The sequence below is a fragment of the Streptomyces sp. cmx-18-6 genome (genome assembly GCF_046548915.1).
Taxonomy (GTDB): domain Bacteria; phylum Actinomycetota; class Actinomycetes; order Streptomycetales; family Streptomycetaceae; genus Streptomyces.
Window position 1 is genome coordinate 888096 of sequence record NZ_JAEBEP010000001.1, and the last position, 19722, is coordinate 907817.

The 19722-nt window shown below is 74.1% G+C and carries 17 protein-coding genes and 1 tRNA gene; 11 read left to right on the forward strand and 7 right to left on the reverse strand.

Translation table 11 applies throughout. From position 1 onward, the window contains the following. Position 1 precedes the first annotated feature (1 nt). Positions 2–1654: a bifunctional aspartate transaminase/aspartate 4-decarboxylase gene (locus tag ACLJPL_RS03970; protein WP_411079233.1), complete on the forward strand. Its 1653-nt coding sequence runs from the start codon at positions 2–4 to the stop codon at positions 1652–1654. Between the two features lie 80 nt (positions 1655–1734). Here ACLJPL_RS03970 and ACLJPL_RS03975 read toward each other — a convergent pair whose 3' ends face one another. From ACLJPL_RS03975 to ACLJPL_RS03985, 3 genes are all read right to left on the reverse strand, one after another. Further along, the gene (locus ACLJPL_RS03975; RefSeq protein ID WP_411079234.1) at positions 1735–2031 is read right to left on the reverse strand and encodes a hypothetical protein; all 297 of its coding nucleotides are present in this window, start codon (positions 2029–2031) and stop codon (positions 1735–1737) included. A gap of 154 nt (positions 2032–2185) precedes the next feature. Further along, positions 2186–3673, reverse strand: coding sequence for an ATP-binding protein (locus ACLJPL_RS03980; RefSeq protein ID WP_411079235.1), 1488 nt, complete (start codon positions 3671–3673; stop codon positions 2186–2188). Next, on the reverse strand, positions 3670–4401 hold the full coding sequence (locus tag ACLJPL_RS03985) for a response regulator transcription factor (RefSeq protein WP_411079236.1): 732 nt from the start codon (positions 4399–4401) through the stop codon (positions 3670–3672). Before ACLJPL_RS03985 ends, ACLJPL_RS03980 begins: the two co-directional genes overlap by 4 nt. Before the next feature lie 109 nt (positions 4402–4510). Here ACLJPL_RS03985 and ACLJPL_RS03990 point away from each other — a divergent pair, with 109 nt between their 5' ends. After that, a complete protein-coding gene (locus tag ACLJPL_RS03990; protein WP_411079237.1) occupies positions 4511–5086 on the forward strand; it encodes a hypothetical protein in 576 nt (191 codons plus the stop codon). A gap of 6 nt (positions 5087–5092) precedes the next feature. On the opposite strand, the gene ACLJPL_RS03995 is transcribed toward ACLJPL_RS03990, so the two are convergent. Both ACLJPL_RS03995 and ACLJPL_RS04000 read right to left on the reverse strand, forming a co-directional pair. After that, entirely contained in the window at positions 5093–6013 is a 921-nt protein-coding gene (locus ACLJPL_RS03995) for a spermidine synthase (protein ID WP_411079238.1), read from the reverse strand. Positions 6014–6161: 148 nt separating this feature from the next. Continuing rightward, on the reverse strand, positions 6162–6587 hold the full coding sequence (locus tag ACLJPL_RS04000; protein WP_411079239.1) for a hypothetical protein: 426 nt from the start codon (positions 6585–6587) through the stop codon (positions 6162–6164). 256 nt (positions 6588–6843) lie between these two features. Here ACLJPL_RS04000 and ACLJPL_RS04005 point away from each other — a divergent pair, with 256 nt between their 5' ends. Continuing rightward, positions 6844–8223 (forward strand): tetratricopeptide repeat protein, encoded by a 1380-nt coding sequence (locus ACLJPL_RS04005; RefSeq protein ID WP_411079240.1) that lies wholly within the window; start codon positions 6844–6846, stop codon positions 8221–8223. A gap of 253 nt (positions 8224–8476) precedes the next feature. Here the strand turns inward: ACLJPL_RS04005 and ACLJPL_RS04010 are convergent, their stop codons facing one another. Beyond that, positions 8477–9076, reverse strand: a complete 600-nt coding sequence (locus ACLJPL_RS04010; RefSeq protein WP_411079241.1) for a histidine phosphatase family protein — start codon at positions 9074–9076, stop codon at positions 8477–8479. 229 nt (positions 9077–9305) lie between these two features. Between ACLJPL_RS04010 and ACLJPL_RS04015 the strand changes: the two genes are divergently transcribed. The 7 genes from ACLJPL_RS04015 (at position 9306) to ACLJPL_RS04045 (ending at position 15922) form a co-directional block, all read left to right on the forward strand. After that, the gene (locus tag ACLJPL_RS04015) at positions 9306–10328 is read left to right on the forward strand and encodes a phosphatase PAP2 family protein (RefSeq protein WP_411079242.1); all 1023 of its coding nucleotides are present in this window, start codon (positions 9306–9308) and stop codon (positions 10326–10328) included. Further along, positions 10219–11448 carry a hypothetical protein gene (locus ACLJPL_RS04020; protein ID WP_411079455.1) on the forward strand — a complete coding sequence of 410 codons (1230 nt, stop codon included), beginning with the start codon at positions 10219–10221 and terminating at the stop codon, positions 11446–11448. The genes ACLJPL_RS04015 and ACLJPL_RS04020 overlap by 110 nt, the downstream gene beginning before the upstream one ends. Further along, positions 11439–13055, forward strand: coding sequence for a hypothetical protein (locus ACLJPL_RS04025; RefSeq protein WP_411079243.1), 1617 nt, complete (start codon positions 11439–11441; stop codon positions 13053–13055). Before ACLJPL_RS04020 ends, ACLJPL_RS04025 begins: the two co-directional genes overlap by 10 nt. 25 nt (positions 13056–13080) lie before the next feature. After that, positions 13081–14424: an AAA domain-containing protein gene (locus ACLJPL_RS04030; protein ID WP_411079244.1), complete on the forward strand. Its 1344-nt coding sequence runs from the start codon at positions 13081–13083 to the stop codon at positions 14422–14424. A gap of 73 nt (positions 14425–14497) precedes the next feature. Continuing rightward, positions 14498–14842, forward strand: a complete 345-nt coding sequence (locus ACLJPL_RS04035) for a hypothetical protein (protein ID WP_411079245.1) — start codon at positions 14498–14500, stop codon at positions 14840–14842. 329 nt (positions 14843–15171) lie between these two features. After that, complete coding sequence (locus ACLJPL_RS04040; RefSeq protein ID WP_411079246.1) at positions 15172–15858, forward strand: bifunctional DNA primase/polymerase; 687 nt, start codon at positions 15172–15174, stop codon at positions 15856–15858. Next, a tRNA-Lys gene (locus ACLJPL_RS04045) sits at positions 15849–15922 on the forward strand. Before ACLJPL_RS04040 ends, ACLJPL_RS04045 begins: the two co-directional genes overlap by 10 nt. Positions 15923–16015: 93 nt before the next feature. On the opposite strand, the gene ACLJPL_RS04050 is transcribed toward ACLJPL_RS04045, so the two are convergent. Beyond that, positions 16016–17230: a M6 family metalloprotease domain-containing protein gene (locus ACLJPL_RS04050; protein WP_411079456.1), complete on the reverse strand. Its 1215-nt coding sequence runs from the start codon at positions 17228–17230 to the stop codon at positions 16016–16018. A 549-nt stretch (positions 17231–17779) separates the two neighbouring features. On the opposite strand from ACLJPL_RS04050, the gene ACLJPL_RS04055 reads away from it, so the two are divergent. After that, positions 17780–19711: a putative bifunctional diguanylate cyclase/phosphodiesterase gene (locus ACLJPL_RS04055; RefSeq protein ID WP_411079247.1), complete on the forward strand. Its 1932-nt coding sequence runs from the start codon at positions 17780–17782 to the stop codon at positions 19709–19711. Positions 19712–19722: the final 11 nt, after the last annotated feature.

The window sequence follows — 19722 nt, forward strand, 5'->3', positions numbered from 1 at the left end:
CATGCCCAAGACCAGCCTCAGCCGTGAGGAGATCCGGTCCTTCGCCCAGCTCTCCCCCTTCGAGCTGAAGGACAAGTTCATCCAGATCGCCACGGCGGCGCAGAGCGACAAGCCCGGCCAGAAGGGCAAGACGACCCGGGCCATGCTCAACGCCGGCCGGGGCAACCCGAACTGGACCGCCACCGGCCCCCGCGAGGCGTACCACGCGCTCGGCTACTTCGCGATCTCGGAGTCCCGCCGGGTCTGGACGGCGGACAACCTCGGCGGGATGCCGGAGGAGTCGGGGTGCGCGGAGCGGTTCGAGCGCTTCGTCCGCACGCACCCCGAACTGCCCGGCATCGAGCTGCTGAAGGCGAGCGTGGACCTGGCGGTGAAGCGGTTCGGCTTCGACCGGGACGCGTTCGTCCACGAGCTGGCGGACTCCTCGATCGGGGACAACTACCCGGTGCCGGACCGGATCCTGCACCACACCGAGGAGATCGTGCGCGGCTACCTCGCGGACGAGATGTTCGACCACCGGCCGCCCGAGGGGCAGACGCTGAGCCTGTTCGCGACCGAGGGCGGCACGGCGGCGATGTGCTACATCTTCGACTCGCTGATGAAGAACGGCATCCTGGCGAAGGGCGACCGGATCGCCCTGATGGTCCCGGTGTTCACCCCGTACCTGGAGATTCCCGAGCTGGACACGTACGACTTCGACGTGGTCCACGTGGAGGCGAACCTGTTCACCGAGACCGGGGTGCGGCAGTGGCGCTACCCGGAGGAGGAGATCGCCAAGCTGGCGGACCCCTCGGTGAAGATGGTCTGCTGCGTCAACCCGAGCAACCCGCCCTCGCTGGCGCTCTCTTCGCGGGTCACCGAGCAGATCGTCTCCATCGTCGGCGAGCGGAACCCGAACCTGATCATCGTGACCGACGACGTGTACGGGACGTTCGTCGAGGGCTTCCGCTCGCTCGCCGCCGACCTGCCGCGCAACACGCTGCTGGTCTACTCCTACTCCAAGCACTACGGGGCGACGGGCTGGCGGCTGGGCGTGATCGCGCTGCATGACGACAACGTGATCGACGCGATGCTGAAGGAGCAGGGGGCGGAGCAGCGGGAACGGCTCAACAAGCGTTACGGGACGCTGTCGTTGGAGCCGGAGAAGATGCGGTTCATCGACCGGATGGTGGCGGACTCGCGGCAGGTGGCGCTGAACCACACGGCGGGGCTGTCGCTCCCGCAGCAGGTGATGATGGCGCTGTTCTCGCTCTTCGACATGCTGGACGAGGGCCAGGCGTACAAGCACCGGATCCGCGCCATCGTGCAGCAGCGGCTCGAACTCCTCCTGGAGGGCGTGCACATGAAGGTGTCGGAGGACCCGAAGCGGGCCGCGTACTACATCGAGCTGGACCTCCTGGCGGAGGCGGAACGCGTCCACGGGAAGCCGTTCGCGGACTTCCTGGCGGCGAACTACGAGCCGGTGGACCCGCTGTTCCGGCTGGCCGAGCAGACGTCGGTGGTGCTGCTGAACGGCGGCGGGTTCGACGGGCCCGAGTGGTCGGTACGGGTGTCGCTGGCCAACCTGGACGACCTGGACTACCTGAAGATCGGCCACCACCTGCGGGCGATCTTCGACGAGTACGCGCAGGAGTGGCGGGCCCAGCAGGGGTAGAGGGGCGCGCCCCGGCCGGAGGTGGGGTGGGGTCCGGCCGGGGCGCGCGCGTGGGGGGCGCGGGGTGGTCTTCTGGGGGCCTAGCGGTGGGCCGTCCGGGGGCCTGCCGCCAGGCCGCGAACGCCTTTGTGGAGGCCGGCGGCTCCTGCGCCGGTTTCCCCACCGCCACCGGGGCGACCGGTGGCGGTGGGGGTCGGCGTGGGGGTCGGTGCGGTCGCGCTGGGGGACGCGGACGCGGTGGGAGTGGCGGAGGGGGTGGGAGTGGGCGCGGTCGCCTGCGCCGTACCGGTCAGGGCGAGGACCGTACCGCCGACGACGACCGAGCCGACCGCCTCGGTGCGGGTGCCCGCCGTGCGGCGGTGTGTACGGGAACCCATCAACGTGCCCTGCCTGCCTCTGTGTTCTGTTGGATGTCCGGTGGATCGCTTGGTGACTGCGGGAACACGCTAGCGGCAGTGAAACGGGCGAAGAGGGCTTTACGGGCGGGAGTCGGTGTTCTTAGGGTGCGCTTAAGGAAGGCATGGGCGCGGGTTAAGGGGCGTCGCCGGACCCGCCCCGGTGGAGGGGGCCGGGGCCGGCCGCGTCCCGGGGCTCCTTGCGCCGCTGGCGGCCGACGCGGCGGGCGACCCGGCGGCCGTGGCCGCGCCGGCCGCGCTCGGGGCGGCTGCCGTGCAGGCCGATCCAGATCCGGACCTCGGCGCCGCCGAGCACGGAGCGGCCGATGCGCAGGTCGCCGCCGGTGGATTCCGCGACCCGGCGCACAATGTCCAGGCCCAGCCCGGTGGAGCCGACCGCGCCCGTCGTGGAGCCGCCGCCGCTGGTTCCCCGGGCCAGGGCCGCCTCCGGGTCCTCGATCCCGGGGCCCGCGTCCGAGACGAGCACGATCACCGCGTCGCCGCTGTGGTGGACGTCGACGGCGAAGGCGGTGCCCTCCGGGGTGTGGCGGAAGACGTTGCCGAGCAACGCGTCGAGGGCGGCGGCCAGTTCGGGGCGTGCCACCGGGATGCGTACCGTACGGTCCACTCCCGCGAGCCGCACCTCGCGCCCCTCGTCCTCCGCGAGCGCCGACCAGAAGCCCATGCGTTCCCGGATCACCTCGGAGGCGTCGCAGCCCGCGCCCGGGCCCGTCTGCACGCCCTGGGTCTGGGGCCGTTGTTCCCGCGCGGTCCGGATGATCGTGTCGACCTCGTGCTCCAACTGCTCGACGGCCGCCCGGGTCTGCTCGGCCGCCGGGCCCTCGCCGAGGGACGCGGCGTTCAGCCGGAGCACGGTGAGCGGGGTGCGCAGCCGGTGCGAGAGGTCGGCCGCGAGCTCGCGCTCGTTGGCCAGGAGCTGGACGACCTGGTCGGCCATGGAGTTGAACGCGACGGCGGCGGACCGCAGTTCGGTGGGGCCCTCCTCGGGGACCCGGGTGCCGAGCCGCCCCTCCCCCAGGTCCTGCGCGGCCCCCGCGAGGCGCTGGGCGGGCTGGACCATCCGTACGCCGAGCCGGTCCGCGACCGCCACCGAGCCGACGATCAGGGCGACGCCGACGCCCGCCAGGATGAGCCAGGCGGTGGCGACCCCGTTGGAGACCTCGCCCTCGGGGACGAACACCTCGACCACGGCGATGTGCCCGGTGGACAGCGCGGTGGGCTGGAGGAGCGCGAAGCCGCCGGTGACCTCGGTGATGGAGGCGCGGCCCGCCTTGCGCACGGTCTCCACGTCCTTGGGGACCGCACGCCGGGTGCCGATGTGCAGGGCCTCGCCCTCGCCGCCGTCCTCGGCCCGTTCGGGAGCCGGTACGTGGACGGCGAGCCGTCCCTCGTCGCCGGGTTCGGTGGACAGGACGGCCCGGGTCAGCTCCTCGCGGTCGGTGGTGATGGAGAGCGCCGGGGCGATCATCGCGGCCTGGCGTTCGGCGTCGGAGAAGGCCCGGTCGCTGGCCATCTCCCGGATGACCAGGCCCAGCGGTACGGCGAAGGCGATGACGACCATCGCGGTGACCGCCAGACACACCTTGACCAGGGCCCATCTCATGCCGGCGGCTCCCCGGCCGGGGAGGTGGGGTGCGGGGCGCCGGCGGGCGGCTGGAGCTTCACGCCGACGCCGCGCAGGGTGTGCAGATAGCGCGGGCGGGCGGCGGTCTCGCCCAGCTTGCGGCGCAGCCACGACAGGTGGACGTCGATGGTCTGGTCGTCGCCGTACGACTGCTGCCAGACCTCGGCCAGCAGCTCCTTGCGGGCGACGACCACCCCGGGCCGTCCGGCCAGGAAGGTCAGCAGGTCGAACTCACGGCGGGTGAGGTCGAGTTCGGCTCCGTCCAGTTCGGCGCGGCGGCGCAGCGGGTCGATGGCGAGCCCGCCGACGCGGATGACCCGGGGCGGCGGCGCCTGGTCGCCGGCCGCGCGCGAGCGGCGCAGCACGGCGGCCATGCGGGCGGAGAGGTGCTCGACGGAGAAGGGTTTGGTCAGGTAGTCGTCCGCGCCGTCGTTGAGCAGCCGGACGATCTCGCTCTCGTCGTCCCGCGCGGTGGCGATGATCACCGGTACGTCGGTGATGGACCGCAGCATCTTCAGCGCCTCGCCGCCGTCCAGGTCGGGCAGCCCGAGATCGAGTATGACCACGTCGAAACGGAAGTGCGCGACCTCCCGCAGCGCTTCGAGCGCGGTGCCCACACTCCGTACCGTGTGCTGGGCCTCACTGAGGTGCCGGATGAGGGCGGAACGTACGAACTGGTCGTCCTCGACCACGAGCACACTTGCCATGGGCGGCACCGTACGCCATGGCCCGGGGAGGCAACGACCCGGAGCGGAAAGCGGAACGGAAGGTACCGGAGGGGGACAGCGCAGGTCCGGGTGGTGCAGGATGTCCCCGATGCAACGAGGACTCGTACACGTGATCGCGTGGTCGCTCGCCACCGGCGCGGCGGTCACGTTGTCGTGGTGGGGTGTGCACACGGTCATGACGGGGACGGCCTACGACCCGCCCCGGGCCGTGCCGATCTCCGTGAACTCGGGGACCCCCAAGCGCATCGGGCAGTCCACCGAGGAGCCGGTCGTCTCGTCGACGCACCAGGCGTCGCCCTCGCCGTCCCCCTCCCCCTCGGCGCGCGCCAACGGTCCGAGCAGCCCCTCGCCCTCGGCCGCGAGCCCCTCCCGTACGCCGTCGAGCGCCCCGGCGAAGTCGTCGGCGTCCCCCCGGGCGGCCGCGAACTCCGGCGAGGTGAAGGGGTACCGGACCAACGGCGGCCGGGTCGTGTTCGAGCTGGGGGCGAGCTCGGCGAAGCTGGTGTCGGCGACGCCGGAGCCGGGCTGGTCGATGCAGGTGTGGACGAACGACGCCTGGATCCGGGTCGACTTCAGCGACGGGGGCGGGGCGGACGGGACGACGTACTCGGTGTTCTGCACCTGGAACGGGACGCCGCCGATGGTGCAGATCGTCGAGCCGTAGACCTGGTCAGGGGTTTTCGAAGACGGACGGCGGCGGCGCCGGTGACGGCCTGGCGGCCGCGTCCGTGACGACCGCCGCGCCGCCGGTGAAGTCGATGAGGGCCCGCCCGTGTTCGACGCGGCCGGGGTGCGGGTCGCTCGCCACCCGGCGGGTGAGGTCCGCGACCGCGAGGGGCAGGGCGGAGGCGGCCAGCACCGCGTTGCCGAAGCGGCGGCCGCGCCAGACCACGGGGTCGGCGGCGAGGGCCAGTTCGGGGAAGACGGCGGCGGCGGTGGCCACCTGGCCGCGCAGATGGGCGAGCGGGGGCCCGTCCGCGAGGTTCGCGGCGTACTGCCCCGAGGGCTTCAGCACCCGGCGTACCTCGGTGAGGAATTCGGCGGAGGTGAGGTGGGCGGGGGTGCGGGCCCCGCCGAACACGTCCGCGACGACCAGGTCCGCCCAGCCGTCCGGGAACTTCCCGAGCCCTTCGCGGGCGTCCGTCGCCCGCACCCGTATCCGGGCCCGGGGGTCCAGCGGCAGCCGGTCGCGGACGACCTGGACGAGGGCCGCGTCGATCTCCACGATCTGCTGGGTGGAGCGGGGGCGGGTCGCGGCGACGTACCGGGCGAGGGTGAACGCGCCGCCGCCCAGGTGGAGGACGTTCAGGGGCTGGAGCGGGGGCGCGGCGAGGTCGATGACGTGGCCGAGCCTGCGCTGGTAAGCGAAGGAGAGGTGCGCGGGGTCGCCGAGGTCCACATGGGACTGCGGGGCGCCGTCGAGCAGCAGGGTCCAGCCGTCCGGGCGCTCCGGGTCGGGTAGGAGCTCGGCGAGACCGCTGTCGACGGGGGCGGAGAAGGGTTCGCGCTCGCCCCTACCGCCCCGGGGTCCCTTCCTGCCGTCCCCGCCCGCCTTGTTCCCGCCTCCGGCGGACGCTCTTCGACGTGCCACGTGCGCTGGTCCTCGCTGGTGGGGGCCCGGGATGCCGGCGGCGGCGGAGGCTCCGCCCGTACGGCCATTATGGGCGCGGCGGCGGTCCCGGGCTCCCCCGTGGCGGCGGGGCCGGTCGCGGGCCCGGGGACCGGCGCGGGCTTCGGGGTCAGTTGCAGCCGTCCGCCGCCTTCAGCAGGCGGGCCGCCTGGTCGAGGGCGGCGCGGAGCACGGCGGGGTCGGTGACGGGGGCGTCCTCGGCGGGCGGGAGCAGCCAGCCGCTGCCGACCGCGGGCGGCTCGGCGGGGATGCGCAGTCCGCGGCCGTCCGTGCGCGTACAGGCGCTGCCCGGTACGTCCCAGGCGTCGGCGGTGCCCGGCGGCACGAGGAAGCCGAGGGTGTCGCAGGCCCCGTTGTGCAGGACCGGGCCCACGGCCTCGTGGTCCCGGCCCCGGCGGAGGATGTCGACGGCCTCCAGCCCCTGCCGGGCGGGGACGGTGACGAGGTCGCAGGGCTGGTCCGCCGGGGCCGGGGCCGTGGTGGGGGTCGTGGTCGTCGTCGGGGTCGTCGCGGTCGTCCGTGAGTCGGTTTCCATGCCGAGATGCAGCAAGGGAACCCCTCCTCTCATCGCCGAACGGAGCCACACTCCGTCTCCACATGGACCAACGGCGTCGAAGCGTCAAGGGCTACGGGGGCACACCGCCGCAAAGGGTGGCAGTTCATGGCGGATTGCGAGCGAGATGCCCCTTATGTGAAGAAACGCTGTGTGTGCGCGCTGTCACAGCAGGTACGTTCTTGCTCCGCCGGGACACCGGAAAGCAGAACCCGGCCGCACCAGAGAGGGACCGGCCATGGTGTCGACAGGGGCAGTTCCCAACCTCGTCTTCCGTCAGCTGCGCGGACAGCGCTCCGCCGGGGAGTTCGCGGCCGCCGTCCGCAGGGCGGCGCGGGAGATCGGTGAGCAGGTCGCGTGCGATGCCCGGTACATCGGACGCGTGGAGTCCGGGGAGATCCGCTGTCCCAACTACGCGTACGAACGGGTCTTCCTCCACATGTTCCCCGGGGCCGCCCTGGCCGACCTGGGGTTCTCGGCCCGCGAGAGCGTGCGGGGGCGGGGGGCGCGGGTCGTCTCCGAGCCGCCGCCGGCTCCGCCGTCCGAGCCTGCCGCCCCGCACGGCGGCACCGACCACACCGACGAGGAGAGCGACGTGCTGCGTCGCGTGTTCATGACGAGCGGCACCGCCACGGTGGCCGCCGCTTCCCTGGGTCTCGGCGGGACGCCCGCCTACGCCGCCCGGGCCTCCCTGCCCGCACAGCGCCGCGTCGGCGAGAGCGAGGTGAGCGCCGTCGAGCAGGCGGTGCGGCGGATCCGGCTGCTGGACGACCGGCACGGCGCGGACGGGCTGTTCCGGCAGGCCGCGCGGCCCTTGCGGGCGGCGTACGAGCTGCTGGACGCCGGGACCACGACGCGGCGGGCCACCGCGGACCGGCTGCACGCGGGCGCGGGTGAGCTGGCCATCTCGGTGGGGTGGCTGGCCCACGACTCGGGGCGCTTCGACGACGCGCGCTCGTACTACGCGGAGGCGCTCGCCACGGCGCGGCTGTCCGGTGACGCGGGTCTGGAGGCGCACGCGTTCTGCAACACGTCGTTCCTGGCCCGGGACGCGGGGCGGCCCCGCGAGGCGGTACGGGCGGCGGAGGCCGGGCAGCGGGCGGCCCGCACGCTGGGCTCGCCCCGGCTGCTGGCGCTGCTCGCGCTGCGGGAGGCGGGGGGCCGGGCGGGGCTCGGGGACCGTACCGGGTGCGACCGGGCGATCGGGCGGGCGCACGCGGCGTTCGAGCGGGGGCCGGCCGCGGGGGACCCGGAGTGGATGAGCTTCTTCCGGGAGGCGGAGCTGGAGCTGCTGGAGGCGCAGTGCTGGTCGTCGCTGGGCGACTGGTCGCGGGCGGCGCGGCACGGGCGGCGGGCGGTCGCGCTCCAGGACGCGCACTTCACCCGGAACCTGGCGCTGTACCGGGCGCAGCTGACGGGGGATCTGGCGCGGGCGGGGCGGATCGACGAGGCGGCGGAGACGGGGCACCGGGTGCTGGACCTGCTGGACCTGGTCCAGTCCTCGCGGATCCGGGGGATGCTGGCGGGGGCGGCGGGGGTGCTGGAGGCCCGGCCGGGTGGAGTGCGGGGGGCGGCGACGTTCCTGACGCGCCACCGGGAGTCGGCCGGGGCCACGTGAAGCCTGCCGCTTCCGGCCCGTCCGGCGTTTGAGGACGGAACCCTTGCTCGGGTGGGCGGGCAATCTCGGATCCCCGTTGCGCGGGAGAGCCATGCGGTGCACCCGGACGTGCTCGACGGTTCCGTCCTCAATCGCCGGACGGGCTTGACGTGACGGGGCCACGTGGGACCACGGTTCCGTCCTCGAACGCCGGACCGGCTTGACGTGACGGGGCCACGTGGGACCACGGTTCCGTCCTCGAACGCCGGACCGCTCAGACGTACTCCAGGTGCCCCGTGTCGTTCCAGCGTTCCATCGCCGGAACCCCGTACGCCCACCCCAGTACCGACAGCGACGTCGGTTCCAGGCGGATGCGGGCGCCGAAGGACAGGTCCTCGCCCAGCCAGCGCGCGGCGAGGGCGCGCAGGATGTGGCCGTGGGCGAAGACCAGGACGTCGCGGTCGGCCGAGCGCGCCCAGCCGACCACCTCGTCGGCGCGGGCCGTGACCTCCGCGAGGGACTCCCCCTCCGGGACGGCGTCGCGCCAGATCAGCCAGTCGGGCCGGTCCGCCTTGATCTGCGCCGGCGTCAGCCCCTCGTACGCCCCGTAGTCCCACTCCAGCAGCGCGTCCCACGGCTCAGCCCGCTCCCCGAACCCCGCGAGCTCGCACGTCTCGGCGGCCCGGACCAGCGGACTCGTGCGGACCTCGACCCCGGACAGCCCCGCCCACGGCTCCCGGTGCAGCCGTTCGCCGAGGAGTTTCGCGCCCGCGCGGCCGGTGTCCAGGAGCGGGATGTCCGTCCTGCCGGTGTGCCTGCCCTGGACCGACCACTGGGTCTTGCCATGCCGGGCGATCAGGATGCGCGGTGCCATGAAGGCTCTCCCTGGAACGGTGGTGCTGGGCCTTCCATCATCCCGCACCGGCCCCGCGGGCAACCTTCGGGGCCGTAGCGGCGTCCCTCTCACAGCAGCCACCCGCCAGCGGCGGAACGGCTCGCGCGCGGGATGTCCGCAAGGGGACCCCCGGGGGACACGACGGCCTGTAGCCGCCGTACGGTTGAACGCTCGTCGTCGGCCGAACGAACAAGGGGAGAGCCACCGGATGCCGCACGCCATCGCCCCGCCCGCGACCGGTCATCGGCCCCGCTGGTGGACGGAGCTCCCGCTGATCGCGGTGGTGTACGGCCTGTACTCGGTGGGCCGGCTGCTGGTGCGGGGGGACGTGTCGACGGCCGTCGACAACGGCCTGGCGATCCTCCGCTTCGAACAGGCGCTGTACCTCAACGCCGAGCATCCGCTGAATCGTCTCTTCACCAGCACGCCCTCCGTGGGGATACCCGCCGACTTCGCGTACGCGTCCCTGCACTACCTGGTCACCCCGGCGGTCCTGGTCTGGATGTTCCGGCGCAGGTCGGCCGTGTACCGGACGGCCCGGGTCTGGCTGATGAACTCGACCCTGCTGGGGCTCGTCGGTTTCACCCTGGCGCCGACCTGCCCGCCCCGGCTGCTGGACGCGAGCCACGGTTTCGTCGACACGATGGCGCAGTACAGCGCGTACGGCTGGTGGGGCGCCGGCGCGAGCGCCCCGCGTGGGCTGAGCGGGATGACCAACCAGTACGCGGCCATGCCGAGCCTGCATGTCGGCTGGTCCCTGTGGTGCGGCATCCTGCTGTGGCGTCACGCCAGGCACCCGCTCCTGCGGGCCGCGGGCGTCGCCTACCCGCTGATCACCACGATCGTCGTCATGGGCACCGCCAACCACTATTTCCTGGACGCGGTCGCGGGCGCAGCCGTGATGGCGCTCGGAGCCCTGCTGACCAGGCCGTTCATCCGGCTGGCCGACCGGGTCAAGAGCCGGCTGGGGATCGCGTCGGCAGCCGTGGCGACGGCCTCCGAGCAGGTGAAGTCCCCGATTGTCAGTGCCGGATGCAAGACTTCCGCGGGTGAGCGAATCCCCGGCCAGCGGACCTCCTCCGCAGATTCCCCCGGTGCGGCAGCCGACGCCGCGGCAGCCCGTGGCGGGGCAGACCCAGCCGGCGTCGCAGGCGCGGCCGACGACGCCCCGGACACCGCAGGCGGTTCAGGCTCCGCGGCGAACGACGACGCTCCGGCAGCGGCTCGCTGAGCTGCGCGGCCCCTCCGTCGCACCGCACCCGCTCGACGCCCGCGCACTGGCGGCCCTCGCCGCCAACCCCGGCTGCAAGCGCCGCGCCCTGCTGGACGGGGCCGGGGTGGACAAGGGCGTGCTGGCCACCGCGCTCGGCTCCCCCGCCCCCTTCGGCCAGTCCCAGTTCGCCTTCATGCGGGGCAACGCCTTCGAGGCGAAGGTCAAGGCGGACGGCGGAGCGGAGCTGCTGCGCCTGCTGTACGAGCGCCTCGGCGGCGGCTCCCCCGCCCCGGACCAGGACGCCGCCACGCCCGATCTGAGCGCCGCCGGTCCCGAGGGCCGGGCCGCGCGGACCGCGCTCGCCCTGCGGGAGGCGACGGCGGCGGGCGGCTGGGCGCTGCTGGACCACCCCATGCTGGCCCTGGAGGTGGCGGGCTCCCCCGCCTATCTGGAGCCGGACGCGGTGGTGGTGCACCCCGACGGCCGCTGGACCGTGGTCGAGATCAAGTCGTTCCCGATGATCGACGCCTCCGCCGACGCCGCGAAGGTCGGGGCCGCCGCCCGGCAGGCCGCGGTGTACGTGCTGGCGCTGGAGCGGGTCGCGGCGGTGACCGAGGGGGCCGAGGTCGGGCACCGGGTGCTGCTGGTCTGCCCGAAGGACTTCTCGAACCTGCCGACCGCCTCCGTCGTCGACGTCCGCAAGCAGCGCGCCGTCACCCGCCGCCAGCTCACCCGGCTGACGCGCGTCGAGGACATCGCGGACGCCCTGCCCGAGGGCACGACCTTCGACCCGGCGTGCTCACCGCAGGAGCTGGAGTCCGCCGTCTCCTCCGTGACCGCGGCGTACGCCCCCGAGTGCCTGGCCGCCTGCGAGCTGGCCTTCCACTGCCGGGGGCGGTCCCGGGCCGAGGGGGCCGTGGAGTCGCTGGGCCGCGGAGTGCGCGGCGAGCTGGGCGGGCTGACCACGGTGGCCGGGGTGCTGGCCGCCGCCGCGGGCAAGGAGGGCGACCCGGCCGACCCGACCGTGGCCGCGCTGCGCCGGGCCGCGGCCCTGCGCGCCGAGGCGCTGGAAGAGGCCCGGGACCAGGCCGCCGCTCTGCGCGCCGACGCGCTGGAGGGTGCTGCCGCATGTCGCTGATCACCACCCTCGCCCGGCTGGAGGCGGTCGACTCCGGGCGCGCCCAGCCGCTGGCGACCGTCCGCCACCGCCGTCTCACCGACCGGCCGCTCGTCCTGGTGCCGCTGACCACCGCCGGGGAGGCCGGGGCCCCGCTCGGGGCCCTGATCGGCACGGACCGCGAGCAGCCCCGGCTGCTCGCGGTGGCCCAGCCGCGCGACCGGGATCTGCGGTTCGCGTTCCTGGCCGAGCTGGCGGAGGCGGTGCTGCCGCACATCGAGGCGTACGCGGACGTGGTCGAGCCGGCCGAGCGCAACGAGACCGATCCGGCGACCGGCAAGAAGACCAAGGTCGAGGTGGAGCTCTGCGTCGAGGCCCCGCAGCTGATCGTGCCGAGCCGGGCGGGCATCGAGTTCGTGCGGCTGCTGGGCCGGTCGATGCGGTTCCGCCGGACCGCCGAGGACGATCCGGAGACGCCCTATCCGGCCCCGGCGCGCGTCCCCCTGCTCGGCCGCTGGCTCACGCATTACGGGGAGCGGGCCCGGGTGCCCGGCTCCTCGCTGCTGCTCGCCGCCACGGACCTGCTGAACCGGCACTGGGCGACCGGCCAGAGCAGCCTGGAGGACCAGCACCTGGGGGCGCTGCTGGCCTGGATCGACCCGCCGGGCGACGCCTCCGGCGCGGAGGCCGCCCTGCGGGCGGAGCTGGCCCGGGACCAGGACGGGCAGTTGCTGTGCCCGCCCGCCGGGCCCGCCACCGACCCGGCCTTCGACAACCGGCTCCTCGCCCCCGCGATCGAGCGGTACGACCGGGCGCGCACCGCGCTCGCGGCGGCCGAGGACGGGCTCGCGGCGGACGAGCGCCTGGGCGGCCTCAGCGACGCCGAGCGGGAGATCCGCTCGCTGCTCGCGAAGGTGCTGCTGCCGACCTGGGACAAGGTGTGGCAGGGGCTCGACCTGCTGCGGGAGCTGCCCGAGGGGTCCCGGACGGAGGACCGCTGGACCCGGGACCGCTGGTCGTTCACCGCGCACCGGGACCGGGTGCGCTCCGGCGAGCCGCCGCAGCCGCGCCGCGACGACGCGGTGACGGCGGCGCAGAAGCTGGCCTCCCGGGAGACCGCGCAGGCGCAGTTGGAGGCCCAGGAGGCGCTGGACGATCCGCTGGTGCTGGCGGGGCGGCGGCTGGCGGGCGAGGCGTTCCTCGGCACGGTGACCGGGGTGGAGATGGCGTACACGGAGTCCAAGCGTCCGTCCCCGCGCCCGCTCGTCACCCTTCGCACGGACGAGCGACCGCAGCTGGGCGAGCGGACCAAGGTGTACCGCTCGCTGGACGGCAAGCCGCAGACGGCGGAGTTCGTGCGGTACGCCTCGCAGGACCCGGGCGACGGCGAGGTCCTGCTCGTGCTGCGGATCATGGACCGGATGGGCCGGGGCAAGGAGCCCGCGCCCGGTTCGCTGCCGGAGGCCGGTGAGCGGATCGCCTGGACCCTGTTCGAGCACGACCAGCGCGGCGGGCCCAAGCTCCCGGACCCGGAGGAGACCCCGTGGACCCACGGCGGCCCGCCGGGCGCGGACGCCGCCGCCCGCGCGGAGCACCCCGACCCCGTGACCCCGGAGGACCTGCTGTGACGACCGCGATCAGGGAGGACCTGCTGTGACCGTCGTCTTCGACCCCGGCGCGGAGGCGGCCCGGGCGACCGGGGCGATCCTCGACGACACCCTGCGCGGCAGTGCGCGCGGCATCGTCGTGGACTCCCCGCCCGGGGCCGGGAAGTCGACCCTGGTGGTCCGGGCGGCCCTGGAGCTGGCCGCCGCCGGGCACCCGCTGATGGTGGTCGCGCAGACCAACGCGCAGGTCGACGACCTGGTGGTGCGGCTCGCGGAGAAGGAGCCCGAGCTGCCGGTGGGCCGGCTGCACAGCAACGACTCCGACCCGTACGACAAGGTGCTCGACGGCCTCGACAACGTACGGAAGTCGGCGAAGGCGGCGGACCTGGCCGGGCTCGACGTGGTGATCTCCACGGCCGCCAAGTGGGCGCACGTGAAGAACGTGGAGCCGTGGGGGCACGCGATCGTCGACGAGGCGTACCAGATGCGCTCGGACGCGCTGCTGGCCGTGGCCGGGCTGTTCGAGCGGGCGCTCTTCGTCGGGGACCCGGGGCAGCTGGACCCGTTCTCGATCGTCGGCGCGGACCAGTGGGCGGGGCTGAGCTACGACCCGTCCGCGAGCGCGGTCTCCACGCTGCTCGCGCACAACCCGGAGCTGCCGCAGCACCGGCTGCCGGTCTCCTGGCGGCTCCCGGCGTCGGCCGCGCCGCTGGTGTCGGACGCGTTCTACCCGTACACGCCGTTCCGCAGCGGTACGGACCACGGGGACCGGAAGCTCTCCTTCGGGACGCCCTCGGACGGCTCGGGCCCGGACCGGGTGCTGGACGAGGCGGCCGAGGCCGGGTGGGGGCTGCTGGAGCTGCCGGCCCGGCACACCCCGCGTACGGACCCCGAGGCGGTACGGGCGGTGGCGCTGGTGGTCCGGCGGCTGCTGGACCGGGGCGGCGTGGCCACCAGCGAGCGGGCCGAGCGGCCCGTGCCGGTGACGGCGGACCGGGTGGCGGTCGGCACGGCCCACCGCGACCAGGCGGCGGCGGTGCGGGCGGCCCTCGCGGAGCTGGGCGTCACGGGGGTGGCGGTGGACACGGCGAACCGCCTCCAGGGCCGCGAGTTCGACGTCACGGTGGTCCTGCACCCGCTCTCGGGCCGCCCCGACGCCACCGCCTTCCACCTGGAGACGGGCCGCCTGTGCGTGCTGGCCTCCCGCCACCGGCACGCGTGCGTCGTGGTGTGCCGGGAGGGGGTGGCGGACCTGCTGGACGAGCACCCGTCCACGGAGCCGGTCCAGCTGGGCGTCACGGTGAAGTTCCCGGACGGCTGGGAGGCGAACCACGCGGTGCTGGCCCACCTCTCCGAGCACCGGGTGCGGTGGCGGCCCCCGGCCCCGTAGGCCCTCTTGCGCGGGGTTGGACAATGGAGGGTGGCCGTCCGGGTCGTCCGGGTCGTCGAGGAAGGAACAGCACATGACACAGTCCGAGCGGAACGAACGGCAGCGGCTGCGCCCCGCGCCGCTGCTCTTCGAGCCGTCTCAGGCGGCCGCCGATCCGGAGCACTTCTTCGACCTGGAGTCGATGGACGACCCCCGCGAGCTGCTGGCCCGCGCGACCGAGCTGACGCAGGCGTTCCGGGCGGCGACGGACCGGTCGGTGGAGTTCCAGGCGATGGCGGCGGCGCAGCTCGCCGATCCGCGCCGGTTCGACCGGCTGACGGCGGCGGACGTGGCCGAACGCGCGGAGTGGACCGAGGACTACGCCAAGAAGATGATCGAGTTCGGCCGGTCCCTGCTGGACGCCTCCTCGCCCGCCTGACACCCGGCTCACGGGGGCTGCGGTCCTCGGCCCGGAGGCCGGGTCCGGGCTTTCCGAGCCGGAGGTCAGGTCCGGGCCCCGCGCCGAACGTCAGGTCCAGGATCCGAGCCGGAGGCCGGGTCCGGGCCCCGCGCCGAACGTCAGGGCCAGGCTCCGAGCCGGAGGCCGCGTCCGGGCCCCGCGCCGAACGTCGGGTCCCGGTTCCCAAGCCGGAGGTCAGGTCCGGTGGCATATTCCGGCGGGGCAAGATACCCGTTCCGTTCCCGCCCTGTCCCGGTTTCCCGCAACTCTCGGAATCAGCTTCGTCACTCCCGGTAGACCTTTCCTCCATGAGCGCATGGCTGAAAGACGAAACGACCCTCCAGGCCGGTGGAGCCGCGCACCACGCCGTCGACATCTTCGCCCTGTTGCGGGACCAGAGTGGACAGCAGGCCGCCCAGGTGACCATCGCCGGCGCCGCCTGGCTGGCGGGGGCCTCCGCCCACCCGCGCTCCACCCTCACGCAGTGGCGGGAGCGCCCCGCGTCGCCGGGGGTGCTGCCGTGCGGCTCGGCGTTCGACGTGGTGAACGTTCCCGCGCTGTTCGGGCGGCGGATGCTGGAGCGGCTCTGGGCCGAGGGCCCCGGCACCGGTCCCGTCGCCGTGCACCGGGGCCGGATGCTGCTCTTCGCGACCCCCGGAACGGCCCAGCGGCTGCCCTCGCTGCTGGCCTGGGAGGAGTGGGGATCCGGCGGCGGCGAGCGGTCCCGCACCCAGCGGGAAGAGGTCCCGCCGCTGCTCTGTCACGGCACCGGCGACGCCGTCACCGTACCGCCCCTGACCTGCCCGTCCAGTGGTTCCGGGCCGCGCTGGCTGGTGGCCCCCGACACCCGGACCCCGTGGCTGCCCGGCCCCGATGTGCTGCTCTGGGCGTGTGTGCGGGTGAGCAGGTCGGCGGCGTCCCAGGCGGCCGGGCATTCGATTTTTCCCCGGGCGGATCAGGGTGCTAATGTCTACGACGTCAGCAGGCGCCGTTAGCTCAGTTGGTTAGAGCAGCTGACTCTTAATCAGCGGGTCCGGGGTTCGAGTCCCTGACGGCGCACAGACGGGAAAAGCCCCTCGCGGAAGCGGGGGGCTTTTTCGTGTGCACGGACGTACGAGGACGTGCGCGAAGCCGTACGCGGGCGTACGCGGCTCAGACGCCGGCGGTGATCCGGATCGTCCAGGAGCCGGACGGGGTGCGGTCGGCGACTTCCACGCGGGTGCGCTCGCCGGGCACGGTGAAGGTCTCGCCGACCGTGAGCGGGGCGTCGGCGAGCGGCGGGTAGACCGAGCGGTCCCAGCAGGAGCCGGTCTCCGGATGGGTGTCCACCACTTCGACCGGGCCGCCGCCGGAGACCGTCCCGCTGCGGACCCGGTAGACGAGGATGCCCTCGGTGCAGGTCCCCCGGTCGTTGCCGGTGGCGCTGCGGGCCTCGACGGCCAGGACGCTGCCCTCGCCGGTGCGGACGACGGCGAGCCGGGTCCCGATCGACATCCCGGGCACGGGGGCGGCGGCGATCGGCTCCAGGGTGAGGTCGGCCGAGCCCTGGACGCAGACGACCTGGTTCCCGTCGAGCCAGCCGAGCTTCCACTTGTGCCAGCCGAACAGGTCCGGGGCCAGCCCGAACTGGCTGCCCATGACGTCCCAGTCGCCCACATGGGTGTCCCAGTCCCCCTTGCCGTCCGTGGGCCGGTGGTAGAGGTCGGCCAGGTCGAAGACGTGCCCCGTCTCGTGGGCGAGGACGTTGCGGTCGGGCGGGTGCTGCTCGAAGACGGTGACCACGCGCCGGATGTCGGAGCCGTCCGCGCGCAGCGGGCGTTCGAAGTTGACGACCTTGGTGGCGTCGGAGTCGACGCCGGGGGCGTCCGGGTCCGCGACCAGATAGACGATGTCGTACGCCGAGAAGTCGACCTCCGGGTCGGCGGCGGCGATGGCGTCGCGCAGGTAGGCGGTGCGCCGCTCGGGGTTCCAGTCGCGCTCTATGCCGTACCAGGTGGAGTCGCGCGGCATCCGCGTCCAGGCCCGTTGCGGGTGGGGGCGCAGGGTGAACTTGCCGTAGCTGGCCCGCTCGAAGAAGTCGGTGGTCGAGGGGAAGTGGTCGGCGGTCAGCGTCTCGGGGGTGACCGTGGGCTCGGAGTCCGGGAAGGAAAGGAAGATCATGACCGCGTCGAGACGGCGGTCGGGGCGGGGGTAGGCCCCGTTCCAGCTGTCCAGGCCCAGCGAGTGGTGTGCGGCGGTCCTGGGCAGGGCGCACGGGGTCGCGTCCCGTGCGGCCGCCACGGCGGGGCCCGCGACGAGCGAGGTGGCGGCGAGCGCGAGGAGGGAGGTCAGCGCGGCCGCCAGGCTGCGCAGCCTCGGCCGCTCCACTTCCTCGGGGTCGGCGCCATGGCCGCGTACGCCGTCGGGGCCGCCGCCGGGACCGCGCACTCCCCCGGCGTCGCCACCGGGACCGCCTACACCCTCAGGGTCGGCACCGGGACCGAGCGGACGCTGCACATCGACCTCCGGGTGGGGAAACGCGGTACGTCTCGTTCACCCTGTGCCGGTTCATGGCGATCCGCCCTGTTGTGCTGCCCCACTCGGGTCACGTGAGCCCCTCCGGTCACACGGGTCGGCCCGCCGCCCCGACATCACACCCCACACCTTCACGGAAAGTCACCATCGGTCAGGAGTGGCACCCTGCCCCGACATATGCGCGCAGATACGATCAGGACCGGGCAAAGCGGAACGCCGGGCACCGGCCGTTCGGATGACCTCGCCGGAGCCTGTGGCCGGATGCGAGCTGGAACGGCCGACGCACCACCCTCTATGCTTCACCACGCTTTCCCGCGTGGATCGGGCCCCTTCACGGGTTCGCCACCCGGAGCCCTGTCCGACCCCACCTGTTCACGACAACCTTCACAGCGGGAGCGAGCGGTGAGCGGAACGTCCGAAGGGCCGAGGGCCCCGGCAGGCACGACCCCGGATGCCGCACCCGCGCCGGTCACGGAGCGTCATGCGACAGGACATCCGGCGCGACCTCCGGGGGCGGCGCCAGGACATCCGGCGCGATCCCCGGGGGCGGTCCGGAGCGCGGCGGACACCGCCGCCACCGAGCTGCGCGACCACCGCGCCGCCTTCAACGCCGCCACCCTCCCGATGGCCGTCGTGGACGGCCGGGGCCATGTCGTGCGGGCCAACGAGGCGCTCGGCGGCCTCCTCGGCGCGACGCCCGGCGCGCTGGCCGAGCGGCTGGCCTCCGAGCTGGTCGACCTCGCGTCCGATGACCGCACCTGGCACGCCTACCGCGAGGTGCTCCAGGGCCGCCGCTCCCGGTTCCGCTGCACCCGCCGCCTCAAGCACCCCGACGGGCGCACGCTGTGGGCCGAGGTCACCGTCGTACCGATGACCGGGACCTCGGCGGCCGAGCCCGCGCGGGTGCTGCTGACGGTGGCGGACATCAGCGACCGGCGCGAGCTCCAGGACCGGCTGCGCCATCTCCAGATGCACGACCCGGTGACCCGGCTGCCCAACCGGACCCTGTTCTTCGAGCGGCTGTCGGTGGCCCTGGAGACCCCGCCGTACCAGGACGACTCGATGCTGCCCCCGCACGGCCGGGTCGGGCTCGTCTATCTGGACCTGGACGGCTTCAAGGCGGTCAACGACACCCTGGGCCACCGGATCGGGGACCGGCTGCTGGCCGCCGTCGCCGGGCGGCTCACCGACTGCGCCGAGAGCGACGCGAGCCGCAGCGTGGGCGGCAGCCGGCTGGTGGCGCGGATGGGCGGCGACGAGTTCGCGATCCTGGTGGAGGACTCGGGCGGCACGGAGGCGCTGACCGAGCTGGCCCGCTCCGTCCTCGCCGCCCTCCAGCACCCCTTCGACCTGGCCGGGCACCGGCTCTCGGTCTCCGCCTCGATCGGGGTGGTGGAGCGGCCGGTGGCCGGCACCTCGCCCACCGGTCTGATGCAGGCCGCCGACACCACGCTGTACTGGGCGAAGGCGGACGGCAAGGCCCGCTGGACCCTCTTCGACCCCGAGCGCAACGCCCACCGCATGACCCGCCAGGCGCTGTCCTCCACCCTCCGGCCCGCCGTGGAGCGCGGTGAATTCACCCTGGAGTACCAGCCGTTGGTCGGCATGGCGGACGAAGTGGTGCGCGGGGTGGAGGCGCTGGTGCGGTGGAACCACCCGCAGTTCGGCGTGCTGTCACCGAACCGGTTCGTCGGGATCGCGGAGGAGGACGGCTCGATCGTGCAGCTCGGCCGGTGGGTGCTGCGCACCGCGTGCCGGCAGGCCCGGCGCTGGCAGCTGGACCACCCGGACGAGCCCGCGCTCTTCATCAGCGTCAACGTCGCCGTACGGCAGGTCTGGGACTCCGACCTGGTGGCGGACGTGGCGCAGATCCTCACCGAGACGGGCCTCGCCCCCGGGCTGCTCCAGCTGGAGCTGACCGAGTCGGCGGTGATGGGCTCCGGCGGCCGCCCGCTGCGCGCGCTCCAGGCGCTGAGCGACATGGGCGTACGGATCGCCATCGACGACTTCGGCACCGGGTACTCGAACCTGGCCTATCTGAGCCGGCTGCCCGTCTCCGTACTGAAGCTGGACGGGGCGTTCGTGAAGGGTTTCCGGTACGAGGACGGCACGCATCCCAGCCCCGCCGACGAGACGATCGTGGAGGCGATGGTGCAGCTCGCCCACCGCCTGGGCCTGACCGTCACCGCGGAGTGCGTGGAGACGGCCGGGCAGGCGGAGCGGCTGCGCCGGATCGGCTGCGACACCGGGCAGGGGTGGCTGTACTCGCGGGCCGTGGCGCCGGAGCTGATCGCGGCGCTGATCACGGCCCGGCCCGGGGCGGAGCCGGGCTGACCCGCGCCGGG